Source organism: Sphingobacterium sp. HSC-15S19 (genome assembly GCF_050433745.1).
Taxonomy (GTDB): Bacteria; Bacteroidota; Bacteroidia; order Sphingobacteriales; family Sphingobacteriaceae; genus Sphingobacterium; species Sphingobacterium siyangense.
In genome coordinates this window covers 338,377-361,764 of sequence record NZ_JBNPWQ010000001.1, presented here as the reverse complement: position 1 = coordinate 361,764, position 23,388 = coordinate 338,377, and the positions used below count along the sequence as shown (strand labels likewise).

Here is a 23,388-nt window from a genome sequence, read left to right as displayed (position 1 = left end):
CTATCTGTTTAAAAATTCAAGTTAAGTCCAAAAGAATAAGTCGTCGAAAATGGATATGTTTTTCCATCGTTCCACCCTCCAAGTCCAACGGTTTCCGGATCAAAAACCTTGGCCATTTTGGTAAAAGTCAACAAATTTTCACCTGATGCATAAATTCGAATTTTGGAAAATCCTATTTTGGTCAATAGCTGTGGAGAAAACGTATATCCAAACTGAGCATTCTTTAAACGTAAATAAGCGGCGCTTTGCAAATATCTCGTTTGCGTTTGCTGATTTTTTGAGGTATTAAAATAAGGTCTTGGTAAATAGGAATCTTTATTAACACCTAATATACCATTTTGTACCATAGTGGAATTCTCATCACGGTAGAAGTCCATATTCTCAACAAATCCAGCAGATTGCCACATCCCGCCATTCGCTCCCCAAAAATATGGGCCATTGGGCATATAATCGCGTTTTCCAACACCTTGCAAGAAAATCCCTAAATCGAACCCGCTATAATTGAAATTTAAATCAAAACTGTAACGATAGCGTGGGGCCGAATTTCCTATAATTGCCAGATCCCCTGGGTTAGCCAACGTATTGGCTCCATTATTAACCTGACCGTCTCCGTTGAGATCAGCATACATGATGTCGCCAGCTTGCCAGTTTGTCCCGAAAGACTGTTTGGCATTAGCGAGATGTGCAGCCATTTCTTCCGCGCTCTGTGCTATTCCTAAAGTTTGATATCCCCAGATCTCCCCATTCTTCCGGCCATCATACCAAGTACTCAACGTACCAGTAGGATTAGGATATTTGGTTACTGTCTGACGGTCGTCGGAAAGTACAGCTCGTGCGCTATAATTTAGTTTACCGATATGATCTTTCCAGTTTACCTCAATTTCGAAGCCTTTGGAATTCATCTCGGCATTGTTTAATCGCGGCACAGCTGTACCCAAAATAGCGGGAAGTTCTGGTGCTGGTCCTATCATATCGAATGTATTCCGACGATAGACTTCAAGAGATAAACCTAAACGATTGGAAAGTGCCCGCAGATCCAACCCCACATTCCAGCTTGATACACGCTCCCAGGTCAAAGTTGAGGCAATAAGCCCAGGTGCACTGGCTGTATTTGTTTTTTGTCCATTCAAAAGCCAGGTACCATTAGCTATACTTACTGGCATTGTTGCATAAAAAGGATACCAATTGTCCGTATATTGGTTTCCCAACTCGCCATAGGAACCACGTAACTTAAACATGGAAACATGCTCCTTAATAGGCCAAAATGATTCATTCGCTATGTTCCATCCAACGGAAACGGAGGGAAAGAGATTCCAGCGCAAATCTCTTGGAAAACGTGAAGAGCCGTCGTATCGTCCGTTAGCCTCAAAAAGATACCTATCTTTGTAGCTATAGTTTAATCGTCCAAAAAAACCAGCGGTAGCCCAATGTTGATAGCCCCCAGAAGCCCTTGGATTAGTGGTGGCAGTATTCAATGTCGGTATATTATCTGTGATCAGATCGCTCATGCTTCCATTGAGATCTCTATACTTATTGAGCTCTGAATTGAAACCAGCCAAAATTTTGAAATGATGATCATCGTTGAGGTCAAAGGAATAATCTGAAAAGAAATTTGTACTGAAATATTCGTCTTTGCGATTGTATTCAGACACATTGGTATACCCCGCAGCATTGTATCCTACTGCAAGGAGAAACGGGTTTCCTTTTGCATCATTTGAATAAGCTCTCAAAATTTCGGCATGGTCATTTTGAGTCGTAATGCGGTAATTGACATTTCCTGTTATATTCCAGTTTTTGATTGGCTGATAATGTAATTGTAGCTGCTGATAAAGAAAATCTTTCTGAAATTTTGAACGTCCTCCTTGCTGCAGCTGCAATATTTCACTTGGTTCGGAATAATTTCCATTTGGGTCGTACAAAGGTATCGTAGGCCATCTTCTCGCTATATTATGATAATATAAATCATTCATATGGCTTGCTTTTTCGTAGTCTTCACGTACAAAACGCGTATTGTACATGAGGTCCACCTTATCGCTAATCTTTGCATTGATTTTCGTAGCTATCGAATATCGTTGAAAATTATCATTGGCAAATCTGTTCAAACCATTTTGATCCATGTAATTTGCAGAACTATAAAAATTTAGCTTTTCAGTACCGCCATTCAAACTGAGCGTATGTTCATGGGAAGTTGTAAAGTCCCTATAAAACTCTTTAAACCAGTTTGTATTCCCATTAGATCCCGTATAGTATTGAAATCTGTCACTAGCATTTGGGGTAGTTGTCGTTTCTATTTCTCCTTTCTGATAAGCGTCAATCCGTTCCAATACCTCCTGCGAAAATTTTGCACCCTCACCATCGTTTGCTGCGACTTCATTAAAATAGTAAGCAAATGTTTTGGAATCTAACATCGTTGGTAGCCCTCTTGGCTTGCCCAGTCTTATATTATTGTTATAATTTGCTGTTATCTTCCCCGATTTTCCAGATTTTGTTGTAATGAGGATAACTCCAAAAGGTGCCCTGGAGCCGTAAATAGCAGAAGCTGCTGCATCTTTAAGCACGGTGATATTTTCAATATCCTGAGGATTCAGCGCATTCATATTACCTTCCATCCCATCAATTAAAACCAAAACTGATGAACTCGACCCTACGCCTATCGTCCCCGCACCACGGATATTGACGCTTAGATTTTGATTTAGCTCGCCGCCCAATCCAGTTGTCTGTAAATTCAACCCAGGAATCATGCCCTGCAGCGCCTGTCCAACATTCTGCACAGGTCTTGACTCTAACTCTTTACCATCAAGGGAAGAAACCGCACCAGTCAAATTTGCCTTCTTTTGAGTTCCGTACCCCACTACGACAACTTCTTCCAAGGCTCTATCCTGACTGGCCATTGTCAACAGCATTGGGTTGCGACTAGCGTTTTCACTTAAAGAAGCATACCCCACATAGGAAAAATCCAAAATAGATTTTTCATTTGCTACTTTTAAAGTAAATGTTCCGTCTTCTGCTGTCAATACAGTATTTGAGGTACCTCTTTCTGTCACAGTCACACCCGCAATTGGTTTTCCCGATGCATTCAAAACTGTACCTTTAATCTCTATCTTTTCTAATTTTTGATTTGGGATATTTTTGAAACTATTCCTTTCCTGTGGTTTAACAATAATAGTGTTCCCTTCAATCACAAAATCTAGATTCTGCTCGGTGAGCGCTTTTTTCAACACTAACCTCAAATCCAATTTGGAACCAGAATAAGAGATTAATTTTTTGTTTTGCAAAATATCCGAATCATAAATAATCTGATATCCCGTTTGTTTACGTATCTCTTTTAGGACCTCTGATAAGGTTGCATTTTTTAGATTGAGGTTTAATTCTTGTGCCTTGGCTAAGGGAAGGCTTTGGAGAGCTATTAAACCAAGGATAGTACCTATTCTTGACGATCGCTTTAGAAAAGTTAAAGCAGATTGGTCCCGAACAAACCAAAATTTGTTTTTTCTCAGGTGAAATTTTTTATTCATATTTTTAGGCTTTATTGTAAAAGGGGCATTATTCCCATTCTTACAATAAAGAGTCTCCCAAACGCGATTACCCTAAAAACTTTTTTAAAAAATTAATTCATGACCTTTTAACGTGATGTTCAAATTGCCTGATCTTTTTATGAGATCCAAAATCTCAGAAAACGAGCGATCTCTTTTAAGAAAAAGTGTAAAATTTCGATTAGGAACTTTATTGGGATCAAAATGAATTGGATAGATATTAGAAAGATCTGAGAGAATATAGCGCAAGCTTTTATTTTCATAATACAAATTACCATCTTTCCACGACGTATAATCTTCGGTTATAGCAATTGTTTTATCAATAGATCCTTGATCATCCAGCATGGCCATCTCTCCAGGAACAAGCAACTTGTTTTTTCCTGATTTAATACTTTTTAAAGCTATACTTCCTTCTGTTAATACAGTCTGCTCGGCTCCTTCACGAGACAAAACATTAAACTTTGTACCTAAAACAGCTATCCGCTGTTTATCTGTCAGAACAATAAACTCCTGTTTAATATCAGCCTGCTGTCTCTTAGCAACCTCAAAAAAGGCTTCTCCTTTTAAAGTTAAAATCCGATTTTTTAAAAAATCGCCTTTGTAACTCAGCTCAGAATTAGAATTAAGAAATACTATAGTTCCATCTTTTAACAAAACCTTATACAATCCACCAACCCCAACGCGCAGAACAACATCATCAAATTCGGAGGTTGATGATTCTGTCTGTTCAATAATCAACATATCTTTCTTTTTACTGACTTTGAAAGGTTTGTTTTTATTATTCTCCCATTCAGCAAGGGACATGGGCCTTGATCCTGAAATTGTGATGTCTCCAGCTGTAATATCCGCATAAATGTGCTCAGATTTTTGGGGGGAGATATTAATGGAGCGAGGATAAAAAATGTATAAGCTAGTAGAACAAATAGATAAAACAAAAAATAGGATAGCCCCGTTCAACAAACGCTTTTTACGTTTCTTTCTACTAATCGTTGTTAGAATACGATCAAAAGTCTGTTTTTTTATATCTTCTCTATCGTTTAGGGGCATATGCTTATAATACGGATGAATTTGAAAGATTTTAATTTGTTAATATGACAAAATAACGAAAAGGTGAATATAATTATAAGGCTTTTCGTAATTTATTCAAGACTTTTGATATATGATATTCTACAGATTTGATACTAAGGTTCATTTTTTTGGCGATTTGTTTGTAGGATAAATCATCTTCGCGACTCATGATAAATATTGCTCTTGTTTTGGTAGGAAGTCTCGCTAATAATCCATCAAGCTGATCAGAGAGTTCTTTATATGAAAGCTCATCATGCTCAACAGCTATGTCTAACAACAGGTGTTCCTCTAATTCATTTAACCTACGTAATTTCCCCAGCAGTTTAAAACATCTGTTTTTTGTACAAATGAATAAATAATCTTTTATCGATGATTGGATGTTTAATCTTTTATGACGGGCCCACAACTCAGTAAAGACATCATGTAAAACATCTTGTGCTAGTGATTCTTCCTTCATCAATCGTAAAGCAAAGGTATAGAGGCCATCCCAGTAAAAATTATATACTAAGGAAAATGCTTGCATATCTCCGTCTTTTAGACAGCGCAAAATTTTGTGCTCTATTTGACTTTCCACTTGATTCGATTCCATATCGGTAATTAAATTGTTCTTCAATGGTTAGCAGATGTTTAAGACTAATTGGTTAGATTATGAAAAATGCCAACAATATTATGTATTACATAAGTACAATATTAACATTTTTTTACAAATGTATAAAATGATCTATAAAATTTTTAAATAAAAAATTAGTCTAAATTTTGTTGAGGACTCGAAATCATAGTATCACCTTGGTATAGTTATATGTTTATTTCATTGAAAGATCTAAAACTGGATAAGAAGCAGCAAAGTTGGGGATCAATCGACACGCTAGAGTAGTTGTACTCCCCAGCAGCGATATATTTTGTCTGTGCATTATAAAATAAAGCCCATAATATCGTAGGAACACAAACTTGGTTGACTGTAAGAATATCAATTGTTTAAACAAAAAAATCCACATTAATTCTTAATTTAGAGGATAAACCTATTTCAGCATATTTTAACATCCCTCAACTCGGTACCATATATGAACAAAATCCATTTTGTCAGAGAAGCAGTGATTAATATAGTTTTCATTGAAGCCATTATTACTTCTATTATATTCCATTTTTTTCTGTACATACAAAACAACTTCATCTGGATTGAAATAGTTAGCATTCCCGCTCTTGCATTCCTCTTTTTATTCCTTTTTCTAAGATGGAAATTTACGCGATATTTAGTAACTGTATTCTATTCCTTTTTATACGGAGCGATGGCCTACTATATTGGGAGGCAGCTCCAAGGTGACGGCATTTCAGCACGGGTTGTATTAGCTTTTACAGCTTATTTCCTGAGTTTGGGATTTCATCAAATGAAGTATAGATCGCTAAAAACTAAGTTATCAATGAAGATTGTAGTCTATGAAAATTAATATGCGATCCATTATTTTTATTACCGGATCCATCCTCTTTACCTATTGGATGTATTTACTCGCCGTAAGAGATAGTAAATATTTAAAGGATAATTACAGTCCCAATGCCGAAGTAATTTCAACAATACCCGTGTATAAAAGGCCAAAAATAAACAGTCATATCATCGACACGCTTCACAGTGGAGTGAAACTAACTGTAAGAAATGCTAATCAAGATTTTTATCGGATTATTTTCGCAGAAGAATATAATAATTTAAAGGGTAGCTATATCCCTAAAAAAGGATTAGAGATTTTCTCTAATACTGAACTCTAAATTTCATTTGGTGCATATCAATAATATTGCCACGGTTTAACCATATTCGTTTTATAGAATGGGTGCAGGGATATTGTAATCTTCCCTAAACTCTTTTTATTTTCAACACTATTAAGCTGCTCAACACAAAAGAATCTTGATGACTTTCCTGAAATAGATCGAAACAATTGCAGTAGTTTTAATCAGCAAGACAAAGGAGAAAGCGAGGTTGCACCATTGATACATGGAAAAGTAAGATTATGTTACAATAACGAAATATTGTCTGACGCAAGAGTTTTTTTTCTTCAAAATGGAAAGGGTACCATAACTTCCCTTATGACCGACAAAAAAGGTGAATTTGTAAATAAAATTTCATCAGATGGTTTTTTGGGTAAAGTTATTAAAGAAAAATTTGGATCGAATCTGACAATCGATGATGTGCGAATTGATGCAAATTTTAAAGATCATTATTTGGATATAAAATTACCTAGGCAACCTGTTTATATTAATGAAACAGGGCCTAAAAAGGACCGGAAAAAGCTAAGGAAAGAAGTTGAAAAAGCAAATAGCAAACATAAATAGGTGTTATAATTTGATCTGGGCTATTAAAATTTTAGTTTTTTTTTGATCTTTTGTTTCTCATCCTGTTCTGTCATCAGACAGAAAACAATAAAGTATTGGGCGGGTACGGAGCTTCAGGCTATTTAGACGAAAACGATTCGCAAGACTCGGTAACGATTTCAGGCGTTGTCACTGAAGCTAAGACAAAAAGAAAAGTACCCAATGCCGAGATACGATTTTTAGATTCTGAAGGAAATACGCTTAAAAAACTATCTTCCGACAATGATGGATCATTCAATACAAAACTGGCAAAACTCTCAAAATTTGGAAGTATCGAAATTGATGGAAATAGTGCTGGTTTTCTCACTAAAGCAAATGTTGACTTTGGTATTTTTGTCAATAACACTAAGATTAAAGCAAGACTTTTCAACTATGATTACTCTGCAACAGAGCTAGACACTTGACAAGTCAAAGATCATTGGAAATATGGAAGTTAAATGTTTATATTTAATTATGGAGACATATATGATGGCTATAATATTATACCGTTTAGCAAAACAATTATGAAAAATATTCTTTTTGCTTCCACGCTGGTTCTGTCTATACTTTCCTGCCAAGAAAATAAGCAACAGAACTCACCCCTTGTAGAAAATGCAGTGGACAATGCTGAGTCGGCTGCTTCAGGTTCTTTTAAGAGTTATCGTGGAAATAATATAACTGTAGACAATATCTATTCCGAATTGATAAAAGATGATAAAAACCTTACAGCTCTCAATTCCAGGATTGTGAAGACATTAGAGGAAACAGAAAAAGTTTTAGTTGTATATAACATTGTGCTCAACACCAATAATTCTTATTATCAGGATGCCAATGAACAAACGAAAGCCATTACAGATTCATTTGTAAAACAACAGGTAGAAAAAGAAATTACCGCCAGTGCTGATCGATACGATCTTAAAGTAAAAGATATAACAGATCATATCAGTCAAATAACTAAAAATAATGAAACGCTCGTTAGCACCTATACTGCTTTTAAAATCAGAAAAACACTACCTGAAATTGAAAAATATCAAAATGCGCATCCTCTAAAAATAGATAGCCTAAATACTTTCATTTCCAAACAGAATAAATTGCTGGAAGAATTAAAGAAATTTAAATAAATGATATCAAGAGAAGGAATACTGAGTCAACTTGACCAAGAGGCTAAAAATTATACCTTTCCAATGTTGGATAACGGCTATTACTATCATGGAGATCAAAAAATGGTAATTTTTCGAGATGAAAGTCGATGGGCAATATTAATTGAAATTTTTGCGTTTAACAATCACGATTATGATGTCAATGGTTTTACAACACTTGTCTCTGCCTATGGCAATTGCCTACTTAACGGATATGATGATGTCAGTTTCAATTGTTTCGTAAGTGATTCTGATACGGAGTCATTTCTTTATGACGACGAAAATTATATTCCATATTTGGATAGTAATGTTAAAACCATAAAAATTAGAGATCAAATTATTGTGTTAAATACGAATTCCGACTTTTTTAAACAGAAACAAATTGATCTTGAATACCCGAATAAAATTGCCCCTTGGGATTTAATGAGAAGCTTAGTGCCTGAATATTAGGATCATATTTGGCTAACCAATACCGAAATATCGCTGAGCATTCCATCAGATTTACCGATATTCTTAGAGCTGAATGAATGGCTTCATCCTGATTTAGCGGATAACCAACTACCGAGTGAAATGGAAACATTTATTCAGATTGCAGAAGCACTTGCGACTGGCAATAAAGCACTATATAAGCCTACTGTTGCACCAAACACACACTGGAAATATTGGCCTGAGGGTGGAACTTTGTAGTGATCATAAACCAATCTGCCGTTGTCGAACTGTAACCATTTTTTGTAAAGTGCAATTTTTCTCCGATCATCTGTGGCATAGTCAACCTCGAGATGCCATTTGGTTTCATCAACTAGAATTATTTCCTTCATACCTGTTTTCAGAATTATCCTACAACTGCTTTTTTATAAAAAAGATATCATTCAGATAAAGCTAATTCAATGATTCCTCAACGTAATTATAGTTTTTATTATAAAATAATATGGAATTCCACTGGATATATCTTTTCCCCGGACTGAACTCAAGTTTAACTCCCATTCACAAGGCGATCTACTTATACGAAAATAAGCACACCCAGATTGCTCCAGAGATGCTCTTCCAAATAATATCATTCAATGAAAACTATTTCACCGCTTGTCCAGAGCGATTTGAACTGAAATAGCATATGAAAAACATTGTATTAAAGTTAACTGATCAGGATATTAAATTTAAAGCACTATTCGGGACACTATGGGGATATTCAATGAAAATTACAGTACTATTCAATCCTATCTTTCTAGTTTTCCAAAACTATCAGCAAATTGCTGAGCCAGCGTTAATATATTTTCATTTTTTTCGGGACATTCCAGCACCTAATCCATTTAAAATACTATAGCAGAATGTAAACTTAATTTTAACACAAAACATGCAATTGAAATCAATAAAATTCGTGCTTCCTATTTTGCTTTTGGGAAGCCAGACCGTCTTTGGACAACTCGCTGCCACGAAGGGAATCACTCGGGAAGAACTGTTTAAGCATCTGAATGGCTTATTTCAGCAAAATACCGACGCGGCAAAAAACAATATTTTGAAGGAAGCCTTATTTCTTTCAAAATCCAAAAAAGAGGAAGATCAGTTGCTTTCCGCCCAGCTCTATGAAGGTTTAGAGCAGACGGATATGGCCGAAACCATAAAAAAAGGTATAAACAAAAAATTTCCCAAAGGAATCACCGTCCGCAATACGGCCTTTGGGGCATTATTTCAAAATACCGACCTCACAGCCCAGCAGGCAGAAGATCAGTATAAGCAACTGTTGCAACAATATCCAGAAGGGAATTACGAGGAAAAGAGCAATGGCGTGTACGGCTATGCCACGGGTGCTATTGCCCTGCAATATGCCCGAGAAAAAAATCTGGCTAAAGTAACCCAATATATGAATGCATTAAAACCTCGAAAAAACTATGTGGAATCCAATTTTATGGTTGGGAGAGAACTAAATAAGCAGGGTGAATTTGTCTTTGTCCAAGCGATGCTCGAACCTGTTTACACAGACCTTACAGTGCGTAAGAATTCGGCTGAAAGCACTAGCAATAAGGACGGGTTGCCATACTACGGCGGGATTACATTACAGTATGCCGAATCACTTATGGGGGCTAATGCCTTAGATAAAGCCTTAGATGTGCTCGCCCTGCAACAACAGCAGCTTCCTTCGGAGTTTACAACTATATTATATGCAAAAGCGCTGAACATCAAAGGAAGGCATTTGGATGCCTTTAGCCTATTAGAAAATGAAGTTGTCCAAAACGGAAAAACAACACGGCTCATGAACGCACTATTACCTTTGTACAGTCAGCTAAACGGCAATCTTACGGATACAACCCAATATATCGGCCAGCTCGATGGTCGGATCAAATCAGCGCTGATTACGAAGCTCAAATCCGAAATGATCAAAAATGAGGCGCCACAGTTTTCTTTGATGGACAATAATGGCAAGGAAGTCTCTTTGGCTAGCCTAAAAGGCAAAGTCGTCGTGCTGGATTTCTGGGCGACCTGGTGCGGTCCCTGTAAAATATCCTTCCCCGGCATGCAGGCTGCTGTTAACAAATACGCGAATGATGATGAAGTTACATTTCTATTTGTCAATACCTGGCAGAAAGAAATCAATTACAAGGACTTGGTTGCACAATTTATCGCCGAAAATAAATACAGTTTCCACGTATTGTTTGATGAAATGAAAGACCAGAAAAAATCAGTTGTTTCGGCTTATGGTGTAAAAGGCATACCAAACAAAGTGGTGATTGACAAAGAAGGATTTATCCGCTTTCAGTCAGCGGGCAGTGACGCAGACATCGAAAAAATCGTCAATGAGATCTCAGTTAAGATTGACCTGGCTAAAAAAGGGTAATAGAGATGATTTTCCTACGATTTAACGATAGTACTTATAATACACAGCAAGAATATGCTAGCCATTTTAGCTTAGGCTTATTCATCAAGCTTTTACCATGAGTTAATTACATCATTCGGACGCATTTTTGTCCTTTAAAGCAATGCTTCCTTGATTAAATCGTCTCTTCTATTTCATTTATATAATTATTATTTCACTGTAGTACAACCTTCAAAGGCCTCCTTCTGGGAGGCTTTTGCTTTTTTGGATTATGCTTTTGATAGCATTATACAATAATTTTCATAACCTCTACCAGTCGCCGGACAGCTATCTTTAAAAGTCTTCTGACATAAAGAGAATATCAATTGATTACTAAAATTAAATGCAGATGAAAACAGAGCACATGAAAAAGGAGTACGAAGCTCCTTCATTACGCTGTACCGTCATTGAAATGGAATCAGGCATCGCTGCTGGATCAGGTGGCGGTGGTGGCGGTGGTGGCGGTGGCGGTGGTGGCGGTGGTGGCGGTGGCGGTGGTGGCGGTGGTGGCGGTGGCGGTGGTGGCGGTGGCGGTGGTGGCGGCCGATCCGATAATTCGGACACCAGCACCGGTGGCGAAACCATCTACCTTTAAGAACCGCAGAGAAGCAGCTTAATAGCTGCTTTTTCATTTTATTGCCTTCCTCTTTAGCGATCCGGTTCGTAAAAATATTCTTTTTTTTGTGCGTATGCGACGTTATTGATACAAATTATTAAGAGGAAAAATGTATTACCTTTTTTAGTTAAAAAATTCGGCTATCACTGTTTTAAAAAAACATTGAACCAAGTGAATTGACAATGATATTCTTCAAAAATATTGGAAATTTCAAAAAACATGTTTCTTCCTTATGGTCGTGCGTAGTATTTGATATTAAGATTCACTTTCATAAACAAATCTCCGTATATAGTTTTCCAAGTCGATAAGATCAAAAGGTTTAGCTAAAAATCCGTCGGCTCCACATTCCACTGAAATACTCCGTCCATCGATATGACCTGAAATCATAATTACGGGCAGCTTATCATGTTTAGATGAACTCCTGAGGTCTCGCAGTACTTGGTCTCCGTTACGTGCAGACATATGAATATCCAAAAAAAGTATATCAGCATCTATACTGTCCAACACGTCTATCAGAACTAAGCTATTCGCTACCGTTATAACTATCGTATCTTGATCCTCCAATACAATAGAAAATGCATTCAGTATTTCTATATCATCATCACACACCACAATTTTCTTTTTCATCTTGAGTTTTTTTAAATTCTATCGATCAGAGATACATTTTTCAGAATTTTCACTTGCGTTACTTTTATGTGTTGCCATGGTTAGAAAGTTTATTGCCCTAGAGCTTTTAAATTAGAACATCCATCGAACAGTATTAGTTCTATTAGCAGAGCTATCACCTCTATTTCACGTGTATATTCCAACGAAGACGTATAAAAACGTCTTTTTGTATTGAAAATCAAGGTCTTTTTAACCGGAATAATAAGTATTTCCAATTGGGATCCACCCCTCTCTGATACAATTAGATTCTAAAAAACGATTAAATTTTGCTTATATTTAGACATAAAGTCCGCTAACACAAGATTCGAACAGAAAATCAAACATCTTATTCTCCAATTTGTAATTATATAGTCATTCCTTACAAAGTGATATATTTTAGTCATTGATATTGACTTCGATTTTACCAATAGCAACAGATATGAAAGAAAATAAGGATGCCATCTCCCATTTGCTCATGCGGATCGAAGATATTCCTGTAGTAAAGAATATATTGAACACCATATGTCTATATACAGGAATGGATCTAGGGCTGGTGACCTCTCACAATGGCCATCAATGGATAGCCTGTGCTGTACGGGATTCGCTCGGAGTCGGAGTAACAGCGGGGCAGCAGCTCGAATTACATTACACCTTAGGAGATGAGGCACATGATAAACATGCTCCTATTATTATCCCCGATATCGACCACTGTGAAAATGAAGATTGGAAAAGAAAATTGTATGCAAAAGGTTTTAAAAGTTATATCGCATTCCCGATCGTTGACAATGATGGATTGTTCTTTGGAACCCTCTGCACGATAGATTATAAAGCCGTGTCAATTGATAGAGAACGAATAGCACCACTATTTGAACTTCTAGCTGAACTGATCAGTTTTCATTTGGGTTCGATCGCCAAAATAAAAAATACCCAAGCCCTGTTAGGTGAAGAATTACAATACTCTGAACGCAGGGATACGCTATTATCCGTGCTGGGGCATGACCTAAAAAATCCATTGAGTGCTGTGATTACCTTATCGCAATATCTCGCCGACAAACTCGAGAATGCAAAACATAAACAAACGGCCAAGCTTATTTATGATTCGTCCTATAGAATGAAAGGTCTAATAGATAACATGCTTGATTTTGCCCGGAGTAAACTCGGCACGGGAATACATCTGAACAAAAATCTGGTCGAATTAGATAAAGTGATCCTTCAGGCCCTTCGTGAGATCCAAACAAGTGCACCCCACAGAAAAGTACAGACAAATCTCGGAGCAAAACATCCAGTAACATGCGATCATGAGCGTATGGCACAGGTGTTTTCAAATCTCATAGGAAATTCATTCCGACATGGTTTGGCAGAAAATACAATCGTTATAAAGTCGTCTATTGAAAGTGATAGATTTATCTTCCAGATAGAAAATGATGGCCATCAGATAGCAGCGCCTATATTCAATAACCTATTCAAGCCCTTTGTTGGAAGAAAAAACCAGAAAGAAGGTGGACTGGGATTGGGCCTTTATATTTCCAAACAGATAATCACGGCTCACAGCGGTGATATCCATGTCAAATGCTTTGATGAAAAGGTGGTTTTTACCCTTTGGATACCAATATGATAGATGCTTTGATCATTTTTTTATAGGATTTATGCTCGACTACTTCAAATTATGCATCATAAAGATATAATATACGATACTCAAATTCAGTTTTGTTAAAGAAAAAAGCGAGCAAAAGCCTGGTCTAATAATCCAGCCTTTGTACCCGCTCCAAATTAATCTGCCTTTGTGCAAGTGCAAACAAATAAGCTATCTTTTCAATTGCCTATTTCTTTTTTTTACGGAAAACATTCTCCGTTAAGTCTTTCGAAACAGAATCTTTTTCTTTTTGATAAGAAGATTGCGTTTTCTCTTTTGTGCTTTTTTCCTTTTTAATGTCTTTACTCATGATGTATGGATTTTATAGTGCGTATTATCCTTTTCCCTTTTCAATGTTTATACTTGATCGGGAAGAATAAAAGTAAACTAAAACGTGTTCTCTCTTTGAGGTACGCTAGCAGCTAGTTGTTGAACTAAAAATTTCCGGAAAATATATTGTGGAGAATTTAAAGATAAAACAAGTATATTTATCATATTGGACCTACGAAATGGGGTTATATGAAATAGTAGATCATAGTATTAAATATACAAATAATAATTGACAATGAAGCAACTACTGTTCAAAAGAAACTAACTCATAGGTTCGTGCGTATGATCCTCCATTTTAAGTCTTGCCATTAGATAGCTTATGGTGGATTCTGCACCTTGATTGATATTGATAGCATGCTCTTCCAGTCCATCAAAACAGCCTCCGGTAACAGGATTATAAACAATCTGTCTAATATGATTCCGTCCCAAAAACCAGTCGAATACTATTCGGATGGTCTTCTTATATTGCTCATCTTTTGTAAACTTATAGAATCTATCTAGTGCAATAATAGTATAAGCAACATCAATGGGCTGCTCTCCGCCCCTGCCCTCGGTTCTCAGCTGGCCACGATGTGCCCAGCCTTTGTTGGAAATCACATGAATCTCTTCGTCGACAATAATCCTGCTCAATAAGAAATCAAAGGATTGATAGGCGATATCTCTATATCTGTTGTCCCTAGTTGTCTCATAGGCGATCAACATGGCTTCTGGAATAACACTATTGCCATAAGTCATATAAGATTCATACCATTGCCAATCTGAAGAGCTCTCATGTTCAAACATAGCTGCTAGACGATCTGCTAGGACTTCTATGATAGCCTTATAATTTTTGCCCTTCATAAAACTTAGGCCCTTAATGGTAAAGGCCATCGATCTTGTCGAATAGTAAACTAATGCATGCTTGGATGCCCGCTCCAAAAGCTCTATTGCAAGTTTTACTATCCTTTCAGGCAAAAGATTAGCCATGCCCACCACTTCACCCAAAGCCCAGACAGCTCGGCCGTTGGCATCTTCAAGATTCTCCTGTTTATTTTGTATTGTAAAATTGCCGTTCCTGTCTACATAATTCAGAAATGTACCATCTGCTTGCATACAATAACCTATAAAATCCAGGTATTTCTGAATCAGAGCAATGGTTTCATATGATTCATATATTTTATAGTGATGTAACATCGCTATAAGTGCTCTTGCATTGTCATCCAACGCATAACCGCTTGCAAGGTCGGGCATAGAGATATCCGCAAATTGAACAAATCCGCGTTCTTCAGACATCCGAAAAATATGATCCAGGTTGACGGGGGGAACTGAGTATATCATTTCCCTCTTTTTATCTATAAGTAACTCAAAAAGATAAACATGAGCTATAGCAACGTTCTGCCAGGAGGTTTTAACCATCTTTTGAAGATTCACACGATGAATCTTGCCTAATTTAAGTTCATCATCCAAAATTTGATTGACTGCAGCCGCAAGCTGGTCAGAAGCTTCAAAATCAATTATGGTCCCCATATCTTCCTTTAAAACCTCTTTTACGTGAGGGATTGGCGTCGACACAATGGGACAGCCAGAGCTAAGCGCATAAGAAAATGTTCCACTAACCGCCTGCAAAGGGTCTTTTGACGTAAAAAGATACACATCGGTGATCGACAGATAGGACAATAAATTTTCTGTTGAGAGAAATTCATTAACAAAACGGACATGATCTGAAATGTTATATCGGTCTATTATTGTCTCAAGTTTGTTTCTATACGTCTCTCCTTCATATCGTAAAAGATTGGGGTGTGTCATCCCTAAAATAAGGAACATTACATTTGGATTTTGTTCGATAATAGCGGGAGCGCATAAAGTGTAGTCTCTATACTCTTACTGGGTCCAAGTAAACCAAATGTACTGAGGATTTTCTTGTCCACGAGGCTGTATCGCTCAAGAATGGCGTGTTTATCCGTCGCTGGAGCTAAATGCGTACCGTGCGCAATTACGGTTATTTTACTGGTAGGAATTTTGTAAGTACTAGTAAGGATATCGGCGGATCCCTGTGTCATCACGATGATTTGCGAACAATTATAAGCAATGGCATATACATGTTCGAGCAGCATGCGGTCTGGTGCTGGCAACACCGTATGGAAAGTCACGACAATAGCAAGCTGTGCTGAATTAAGATTCTTGAGAAAAGTTATGAACTCAGTTTCTTGACCAACGAAAAGGCCAAACTCATGTTCGATACAGATCAATTTAATATCCTGATCAAACAAAATGTTTTCAAGAATAGTGTCGAAAGAGAGCGGGTTTGTTATATCTAATTTCCCTAGTGGACCATCTTCCTGAGACGTATTGTCATCTACTATCGGTATAGGAATTAGTCGATAAGACTCTTCAAATTTACTCGCGATAGCCTTCATTAGATCTGTTGTATAAGTTGCAATACCGCAGGCGCGTGGAGGATAAGTGGATAGGAACGCTATTCCTCTTTTTGTTGCTGAAATCATTGTTGGATTTTTAAGTGAAGTCCTTGCATACGATCTTCTTGTATCTTTGACAAGGTGCTGCACGTAGGGAGGTTTATAAATATACAAAAATAAATTGAAAGAAAATTTTTATTATAAGGGTAACAAGAGTAATATATATCCGATAATTTAACGCTGCCAAAATTTAATAAGCAGGAAACAGTCTGCTGGAGCTGTTCGCCTAACTATTTTTTTAATAAATCGGCAGTCCTTACGATCGATGATAAGTTGATTATAACATCCAACAATGAAGACATCTTATTTACAGGTTATTGAATTTCGAAGTCTATCATTCACCTGATGCCTTTAAGGCTTTTATCTTTTCTACCAGCAACTTTAATACTGGTTTCATCGCGATTAAATTAAAACTCCAAATATCATCCGTGATGAAAACGTAATGTCCCTCAAAACTGTAGATATAATCGCCCCCTTCCAGTCCAATTAACCAGGCTTCTTTCTTAAGGTCAGGGTAAGTTCTCAAAACCTTCCAGCAATATTCTTTAATTTCCGCCTCGTCCTGAAAATCATCGAGCAAGCGTAAAATACTGCGCTTTTCGCTCAGTCCATATAGGAATAACATTTCATCGATCTCATTCATAAAAGTATGTAATCCAAGAGCAATTTACATGCAATTTGCTATATACCAATAAAATATCCATATATTTATTATTGAAGGCTATGTTTTTTTATTAGAAATTCACCTTACTCAACTTACGATGAAGAGCTATCAATTTCGTTTTAATAACCGCAGCAAAACCTCAGCCATTCTTGTTTGGTTTTTTACGGTTTTATTGGCTATTACACTAACAACTACCCTTTTTCTTGTACGCCCTGCACATGATCTCTCGAGCTGGCTGTTACTGATATTATTTCCGTTCCTCTTAATAGCTATTTATAGGCTATTTAAGACGGCCTCCGAACGACAATCGACAGAAATACTAACGCTGAATAAGGACGGATTTACCAGTGCCTGTTTTGGTTCGGTTTTATTTCAAACATAAGTGCAATCAACATTCCTGCCCGTGAAATATCATTGTTGGGCGGAGAAAACTATGATTACTACAAAAAAAACGACGTAGATCCCCCTAACATCGTGATTTCGATTACGACTGCCAGGGGCGATATATTTTGTTGGAGCTTAAATGAGTGGGGTGGCTTTTACAACTCAAAAGAGGACTTTTCTGTTTGTTTTGACTTTCTGACTGCCTTAACCGATCAACTGGTTCAATGTTTTCAATTAGAAGAGTCGCCTAAAAGTTATTTAAAAATTCTCGATGAAAATGGAATATGGAAAAGAAGCAATGGTTATTGAGTTAGTAAAAACTATAAATTGCCTTTAGAATGCGATCTTCAAAATAATGAGCCTTAGCAGCATCCGACTTTCGCTGTATGGAAACCAAAAAGCCTTTTTCATCTTAACTCATTCCCAGTTCACTTACTTTTCGTCCGTTCCAACTATCTTCCATTAGTTTCAGGTTTCGGTTTTGGTCGTAGACATACTTTTCTGTTTTGGGATCAGGGGAAGAAGGTGCATCAGTGAGCTGTACCAAAAGTCCGTCTTTGAATTGATACAATTCAGATGGTGTTTTCTCGACAGCACAGCCATTATGTAGAAACAACACTACCGGATGCCCTTTCAAATAGTAATACGTCTTTTTTTGATAACACGTATCTGAACCGCCGCTATTTTTACTAAAATTGAAATATTCGGTACGTTCTTCTGCCTCGAATTCGTTTTCGGTATAGTAACGATATTGCATGGAAGAAAAATCATTATTCGCTGTCATTTTCTTCCAAAGGCTTTCGTCAGGTAAGGCGCCTTCTAAAATCATGTTGTCCGCTCTGGGAAATTGCTTTCCCTGCCAATCATTGTTTTGTGGCCTATTTGGCATCTGAGCATTCAATGTGAAGGTTCGGATGATATCAATTTTATTATTCTTATTGTATTGGACGCTACTCACTTTTACGATACCATTGGAATAATCTATCCTTGCTTTTTTATCGATGAGTCCGTTTAAATTATAAAAATATCTGGTATAAAAAGCGGTATCAGGTTTTTCGTTATTATATCGTATGCTCGTCATACTTACTACCATACCGTCGGTGTTAAAACTGTAAATATATTTCATACCAACCTTCTCTTCACTCTGCAGTAGAATGCTTTTTACTTTATTGCTTTTCATAAAAGTAGGATTGAATGAAAAAACAGTTTTTGTAAAATAATCATCGTCCTCCAAGGGGGTGACCTTATAGAATGGGAGCACCTGAGCCTTTCCCAAAGCCACAATACAAAAAAACAAAATAAGGGTTAAGAAGTAGCTAAGATTATGTTTTGTGTGCATCATAAAGAAAAATTTTTGTTCTTTTAAAATCGGGGGTTTCAGAAAAATCCAATTTACCCAAAAAACTTAGATAAATGGCATCAAATTTCCCGATGTCATCATTCGTAGAATTCATAATTGATATATACAATATGAGCTATTTATTGTAGCTTTATCTCCAGCTAGTTAATCTTAATAAAGTCTACAAAGAATATTTGTCAGCCAATATCTGCTTTAGAAATGAAACGTATAATAACACTATTCCTAGTTTTTTTATCAATACAGATTAATGCTCAAGATCTTAAAAACCTCAATGATGTCGCAAGTAACGAAGGTATACCGAAAGGGAAAGCTATTATCTATGGCAACTTCATACAACGATTAGGATTCAGCAGTGGCGGTTTTCCGCAGGACATACGTTTGATCAATACAGATACAAAGGAGGTTTGTGCATTTAGAGTGAAACCAACATTCAAATCATCAAAGGAAAATATCTTCATATATACTATCGAGCCGGGTAACTACGCTATTCTAAATTATTGGTGGACCCATAGTAAGTGGTATGGTGGCAAAATGTTTACAGAATATATTTTTAAGAATACGGATACAACGGATGGTTTTGAAGATAAAGTAAACGCTGGTCTGATAAGTATAGATGAATTAGAACGCTTTACTTTTAAGATCACAGAAAACTCATTAAACTATCTGGGAACCTGGCATTTTAAAACCCCTCCAGTTTCATTCACGGATGACAAAGTCATACTCGACAAGAAAATGGAAGATAGGTACAAAGCCATTGACTTTTCCCAAGCTAAGCTAGTTATACCAAACTAATAAGCTCAAATCTGGAAATGAAGAACATGTAGTATAAAAATCCTAAGTATTAAAAATATAACAACACCGGATCTTAGCCCCATCACAATATGAGAATCGAAAATAGAAGAGTTGTTAATAGAAGACAGATTAATAAGGCTATTGTAGAGGATGATAAAAAAGGTTTAATCTTAACAGATTCTAACCTAAATATTTTAAATAATCTTGGTTTCGAAGAATTCCGTCTCTTAGATTTTGCCCCTAATGGCCACATTATACTTTTGAAATCCAAAAATTGGCTAACAATACGCAATGCAAATAAAACGACAATTACAGCTTTTGACATTGAAACTAAACAACAACTCTTTTCTACTGACAAATTTCTGGGATATAGAAGCATAATTGATAAGTCATCTAACTATTTTTTACTCGAATATTATTCTGGATTATGTTGTGTAAATATTAAAAACGGTGAGGTGGTTTTCAAAAAAGATAAAATTCACAAAAGTCTTTACAATGCAGATTTACACCTTAAAAGCAACATTGTTTATATCCCAACAGAAAAAAAATCTATTCTGAGATATCACTTTGACGATCATTATTTCGATGAAATAAAACTTGAAAATATAGGCGGTACGAGTTGGATAAAATTTGATAATACCCAAACCTATCTATTGGTAAGTGACAAAAAAAATTCATTACACTGCTTTACACACGACAACTTTGTCAAACCAATATGGACAATAAATTTTTCGAAACTTAAAAAAGATAATAGAATTTGCTGTTACAATATCATAACTACTGAGAGCAATTTGGCGTGTATTCACGGATTTATGCCTGCGAGTGACCAAACTGCGTACGCCGGGGGTACACTACATATTTTCGATATCCTCTCTGGTGAAATAATTGATTCTTTGGATTATGCAAACATTCAAGAAGAAATAATCACTGATTTCCAAGAAGATGAAATCATTATTGACGACTTAAGGTCACTATCATTGAAAACTAAAACATTCCGACAGACGCCGATAGCATCATATCTACACTAGAACTAAATCGATATGGATCATTTAGACCTTATACCATTATGGCCATTAGTAGCTAACATCAAACAGGAAATTAGCTATGGTCAAGGGAAAATGGAAACCCACAATGGCACGAAACAGTTTATCCCAGGCACCGAGTATATTATCGATTGGTATGCTGGGATGTGCCAAGATATTACCGTAATTGGCTTGTCCAGGACACGAAAAAATTAATTACCCTTGTTATACGGGCTGGATGGATCGAAAACTTCTGGGTAAAGTTATGCTACAATCCTAAAGTTTGCTCAAAAATAAAGGCCAACTTTGATAGAGAGGAGGCCGGAATTTAATGGTATACAGAAAAATTTGTAAATGATATGCTTGTCGGTATACCTCAATGGAATATGCTTTATCTGTCATTTCTAATTTTTCAAGCATGCTCGATTAAATACCCAGAATTTTTTGAATACTTATTTTCCCCTTTTTAGAAAATCCAACTTTTCTAAGTCCATCTCGTGAGTAATAGGTCCTTTCTTTAATTTCTGGATTTGAAATCAATTTATTACAACTCATACTGATATTAATATATCCTACGATATCGTCTTTATTTCCGTAAAGTAAAACAGAATAGCCAGTATCAAAACAAGCAATATCTTCAGAGCCATAAGTATGATGATCTGTAATAATCTTTATAAATTTATCTTTATCCTTAATAGTCCTAATATAATCAAAACAAGGAGCTATTCTATTGTTATATACAATTGAAATAGCTTTACTTTGGTTACTTTTCTTCTTTGGATTAAACCGATACAGCTCTATTTTAATGACCTGATTAATATCAAGTTTTTTTGCAATATTTATTACTGGATAATTGTCGTCTACTGCTTTCTTCTCATCTTTCAATTGACATTTAACACCTGTAAAATAGAACATCAACAATAACATAACCAAACTTGTTTTCATAAATTATTTTCTATAGATATTGACGCTCATAACATATCCACAATTTATTCTTTTATCTTTAAAATTTGACCAACTAATATATATTTTTTTGTTACCATTCATAATTAATCGTGTCTATTAGTTCTTGCATTATCGTTATTTTATTGTCCTTTCGTATTTTATCTATATCCTTTTTTACTAACCTTTCTTATAGCATTAGTCATAGAAATAACCAAATAAAATTATTTATATTCAATTACGCAAACGACACTGAAAGAAAAGACCTTATTTCATTTTTTGTTAGTAACAGTTAAGCCTATTCAAGAACTTATGAAACGTTTGGATAAAAATAAGACGAGTCCCGTATCAAAAACGGGGAATATCAATAGACAAAACATCTTAAGAACTGATTTTGAAACTCTTACTAACTTCTATGAGATCTGTAAAAAGAAAAAAATATCTGAACGAGAAGTTTCGTTTTTAATGGGAAAGACCAACAAATATTTCCAAGGGTGCCTCAAGCTGTTTTTTAAAAGTACGATTAAACCTGAATTTCTAACCATTCTGCCGGCCATTACTTCTAAAAACATTCAAGAAATTATACCAAATGACATCGCACCAAAAGAAACTATCGATATCCATGGTACTTATAAACAAGAGAAAAACGAATTTTCGGTCTCAGATTATTATAAATTTACTATAACTTATCAAAACGGAACCACTAGAAACTATCGTTGGAAAATAGAAATTAGGAAAGGGACAAGATCTAAAGTAAACCCAGAACTATTTGAGATATTGAAAAAATTAATCTCACGCCATTACTTTCACAAGCCAAAATTTGCGCTCAATATCTATACTACACTCTATTCGAGGTTTAAAAATGCTTTCAGTCCTTTAGCGCTACAAATTACGCTTTCGAAACTAACCAATAAAAGCACCAACCCAGCATTTTCTTTGCAAGAGGGCATCGATAATACGAGGACTACGTATAGTAAGATATTGACCGAAAGCGAAAAGTTTCTGGAACATTGTCAAGACTATATGATCTGGATTTTGAGCTATGTGCCATTAGACTCCCCTTCGAGCAAATATTTCATCTGGTATGAAGATACTGACGAAAATGATAAGCTGCTAACCTCTCTTGATGGAAAAGTACTACACTCACCTTCCATCGAAGAATTGCTGACTTTGTTGAAGAGTAATAACAGTATCTTTAAAGCGCCTGTTAATTTAGAAGCATGGTTGTCCGGTATAAAAGACTTACCTCCTACCAAGTCGTACACTTATTCTCCCAAGGAAATTATTGACGGATTTAAAGTAGAAACTGTTTCTGTGGATACACTCGCTGATTTTGTAGACTTTTACAATCTGGCCGACGATCTAGGCTATCAAGATGAACGATTCGACGCTCTTCTCGAATTTCGGAAGATTGGAGAACTTACAAAAGTTTGGGATTATTTTTGCAACAACCATCTTTTCAAAGCCAGGGGACATAAGGAACTTTCTTTCGATAGGGCAAAGTTTATTGTTGATTTTAAGAAATTGGTTGGAGGGGTTGAGGCGTTAATGCATAGGTAAACGATTTTGTAGTTACAGGCTTTCATCTGATTACTAAGATTGATTTCAGCAAAATTCCG

The 23,388-nt window shown here is 36.1% G+C and carries 23 protein-coding genes and 1 pseudogene; 13 read left to right on the top strand and 11 right to left on the bottom strand.

Features of this window, described 5'->3' with window-relative positions; all coding sequences use genetic code 11:
- Positions 1-8 precede the first annotated feature (8 nt).
- The 3 genes from L1283_RS01620 to L1283_RS01610 all read right to left on the bottom strand — a co-directional run bounded on the left by L1283_RS01620 (position 9) and on the right by L1283_RS01610 (position 5,214).
- Positions 9-3,515, bottom strand: coding sequence for a TonB-dependent receptor (locus L1283_RS01620; protein WP_429625681.1), 3,507 nt, complete (start codon positions 3,513-3,515; stop codon positions 9-11).
- An 84-nt stretch (positions 3,516-3,599) separates the two neighbouring features.
- Positions 3,600-4,580, bottom strand: a complete 981-nt coding sequence (locus L1283_RS01615) for a FecR family protein (protein ID WP_286842007.1) — start codon at positions 4,578-4,580, stop codon at positions 3,600-3,602.
- A gap of 73 nt (positions 4,581-4,653) precedes the next feature.
- Entirely contained in the window at positions 4,654-5,214 is a 561-nt protein-coding gene (locus L1283_RS01610) for an RNA polymerase sigma-70 factor (protein ID WP_429625680.1), read from the bottom strand.
- A gap of 448 nt (positions 5,215-5,662) precedes the next feature.
- Here L1283_RS01610 and L1283_RS01605 point away from each other — a divergent pair, with 448 nt between their 5' ends.
- The 6 genes and pseudogenes from L1283_RS01605 to L1283_RS01580 all read left to right on the top strand — a co-directional run bounded on the left by L1283_RS01605 (position 5,663) and on the right by L1283_RS01580 (position 8,764).
- The gene (locus L1283_RS01605; protein ID WP_088162455.1) at positions 5,663-6,046 is read left to right on the top strand and encodes a DUF2929 family protein; all 384 of its coding nucleotides are present in this window, start codon (positions 5,663-5,665) and stop codon (positions 6,044-6,046) included.
- Positions 6,036-6,359 (top strand): hypothetical protein, encoded by a 324-nt coding sequence (locus tag L1283_RS01600; RefSeq protein ID WP_429625679.1) that lies wholly within the window; start codon positions 6,036-6,038, stop codon positions 6,357-6,359. The genes L1283_RS01605 and L1283_RS01600 overlap by 11 nt, the downstream gene beginning before the upstream one ends.
- Positions 6,360-6,674: 315 nt before the next feature.
- Positions 6,675-6,920, top strand: coding sequence for a hypothetical protein (locus L1283_RS01595; RefSeq protein ID WP_088162457.1), 246 nt, complete (start codon positions 6,675-6,677; stop codon positions 6,918-6,920).
- Between the two features lie 50 nt (positions 6,921-6,970).
- A complete protein-coding gene (locus L1283_RS01590; protein ID WP_088162458.1) occupies positions 6,971-7,363 on the top strand; it encodes a carboxypeptidase regulatory-like domain-containing protein in 393 nt (130 codons plus the stop codon).
- A 99-nt stretch (positions 7,364-7,462) separates the two neighbouring features.
- A complete protein-coding gene (locus L1283_RS01585; RefSeq protein WP_088163695.1) occupies positions 7,463-8,059 on the top strand; it encodes a hypothetical protein in 597 nt (198 codons plus the stop codon).
- Positions 8,060-8,764, top strand: a pseudogene (locus L1283_RS01580) (DUF7003 family protein). It begins immediately after the preceding gene.
- On the opposite strand, the gene L1283_RS01575 reads toward L1283_RS01580, so the two are convergent.
- Entirely contained in the window at positions 8,662-8,895 is a 234-nt protein-coding gene (locus L1283_RS01575) for a hypothetical protein (protein ID WP_088162460.1), read from the bottom strand. The pseudogene L1283_RS01580 and the gene L1283_RS01575 overlap by 103 nt on opposite strands.
- 533 nt (positions 8,896-9,428) lie before the next feature.
- Between L1283_RS01575 and L1283_RS01570 the strand changes: the two genes are divergently transcribed.
- Both L1283_RS01570 and L1283_RS01565 read left to right on the top strand, forming a co-directional pair.
- The gene (locus L1283_RS01570; protein ID WP_429625678.1) at positions 9,429-10,907 is read left to right on the top strand and encodes a TlpA family protein disulfide reductase; all 1,479 of its coding nucleotides are present in this window, start codon (positions 9,429-9,431) and stop codon (positions 10,905-10,907) included.
- Between the two features lie 367 nt (positions 10,908-11,274).
- Positions 11,275-11,520, top strand: a complete 246-nt coding sequence (locus L1283_RS01565) for a hypothetical protein (protein WP_429625677.1) — start codon at positions 11,275-11,277, stop codon at positions 11,518-11,520.
- A gap of 276 nt (positions 11,521-11,796) precedes the next feature.
- On the opposite strand, the gene L1283_RS01560 is transcribed toward L1283_RS01565, so the two are convergent.
- Positions 11,797-12,168: a response regulator gene (locus tag L1283_RS01560; RefSeq protein ID WP_075993718.1), complete on the bottom strand. Its 372-nt coding sequence runs from the start codon at positions 12,166-12,168 to the stop codon at positions 11,797-11,799.
- Between the two features lie 457 nt (positions 12,169-12,625).
- Between L1283_RS01560 and L1283_RS01555 the strand changes: the two genes are divergently transcribed.
- Positions 12,626-13,801: a GAF domain-containing sensor histidine kinase gene (locus tag L1283_RS01555; protein WP_429625676.1), complete on the top strand. Its 1,176-nt coding sequence runs from the start codon at positions 12,626-12,628 to the stop codon at positions 13,799-13,801.
- A gap of 205 nt (positions 13,802-14,006) precedes the next feature.
- On the opposite strand, the gene L1283_RS01550 is transcribed toward L1283_RS01555, so the two are convergent.
- The 5 genes from L1283_RS01550 to L1283_RS01530 all read right to left on the bottom strand — a co-directional run bounded on the left by L1283_RS01550 (position 14,007) and on the right by L1283_RS01530 (position 18,995).
- Complete coding sequence (locus L1283_RS01550; protein WP_257787001.1) at positions 14,007-14,129, bottom strand: hypothetical protein; 123 nt, start codon at positions 14,127-14,129, stop codon at positions 14,007-14,009.
- A 281-nt stretch (positions 14,130-14,410) separates the two neighbouring features.
- Positions 14,411-15,952, bottom strand: a complete 1,542-nt coding sequence (locus tag L1283_RS01545) for a glycosyltransferase (protein WP_429625675.1) — start codon at positions 15,950-15,952, stop codon at positions 14,411-14,413.
- Positions 15,952-16,632, bottom strand: a complete 681-nt coding sequence (locus L1283_RS01540) for a hypothetical protein (RefSeq protein WP_429625674.1) — start codon at positions 16,630-16,632, stop codon at positions 15,952-15,954. Before L1283_RS01540 ends, L1283_RS01545 begins: the two co-directional genes overlap by 1 nt.
- A gap of 307 nt (positions 16,633-16,939) precedes the next feature.
- The gene (locus L1283_RS01535; RefSeq protein WP_429625673.1) at positions 16,940-17,248 is read right to left on the bottom strand and encodes a hypothetical protein; all 309 of its coding nucleotides are present in this window, start codon (positions 17,246-17,248) and stop codon (positions 16,940-16,942) included.
- Between the two features lie 817 nt (positions 17,249-18,065).
- On the bottom strand, positions 18,066-18,995 hold the full coding sequence (locus L1283_RS01530; protein WP_429625672.1) for a hypothetical protein: 930 nt from the start codon (positions 18,993-18,995) through the stop codon (positions 18,066-18,068).
- Between the two features lie 216 nt (positions 18,996-19,211).
- Between L1283_RS01530 and L1283_RS01525 the strand changes: the two genes are divergently transcribed.
- The 3 genes from L1283_RS01525 to L1283_RS01515 all read left to right on the top strand — a co-directional run bounded on the left by L1283_RS01525 (position 19,212) and on the right by L1283_RS01515 (position 21,043).
- Complete coding sequence (locus L1283_RS01525) at positions 19,212-19,805, top strand: hypothetical protein (protein ID WP_248932338.1); 594 nt, start codon at positions 19,212-19,214, stop codon at positions 19,803-19,805.
- Positions 19,806-19,894: 89 nt separating this feature from the next.
- Positions 19,895-20,833 (top strand): hypothetical protein, encoded by a 939-nt coding sequence (locus tag L1283_RS01520; RefSeq protein WP_248932339.1) that lies wholly within the window; start codon positions 19,895-19,897, stop codon positions 20,831-20,833.
- 12 nt (positions 20,834-20,845) lie between these two features.
- Positions 20,846-21,043, top strand: a complete 198-nt coding sequence (locus L1283_RS01515) for a hypothetical protein (RefSeq protein ID WP_248932340.1) — start codon at positions 20,846-20,848, stop codon at positions 21,041-21,043.
- Positions 21,044-21,253: 210 nt separating this feature from the next.
- Here the strand turns inward: L1283_RS01515 and L1283_RS01510 are convergent, their stop codons facing one another.
- Entirely contained in the window at positions 21,254-21,772 is a 519-nt protein-coding gene (locus tag L1283_RS01510) for a hypothetical protein (protein ID WP_248932341.1), read from the bottom strand.
- 309 nt (positions 21,773-22,081) lie between these two features.
- On the opposite strand from L1283_RS01510, the gene L1283_RS01505 reads away from it, so the two are divergent.
- On the top strand, positions 22,082-23,329 hold the full coding sequence (locus L1283_RS01505) for a hypothetical protein (RefSeq protein WP_429625671.1): 1,248 nt from the start codon (positions 22,082-22,084) through the stop codon (positions 23,327-23,329).
- Positions 23,330-23,388 lie beyond the last annotated feature (59 nt).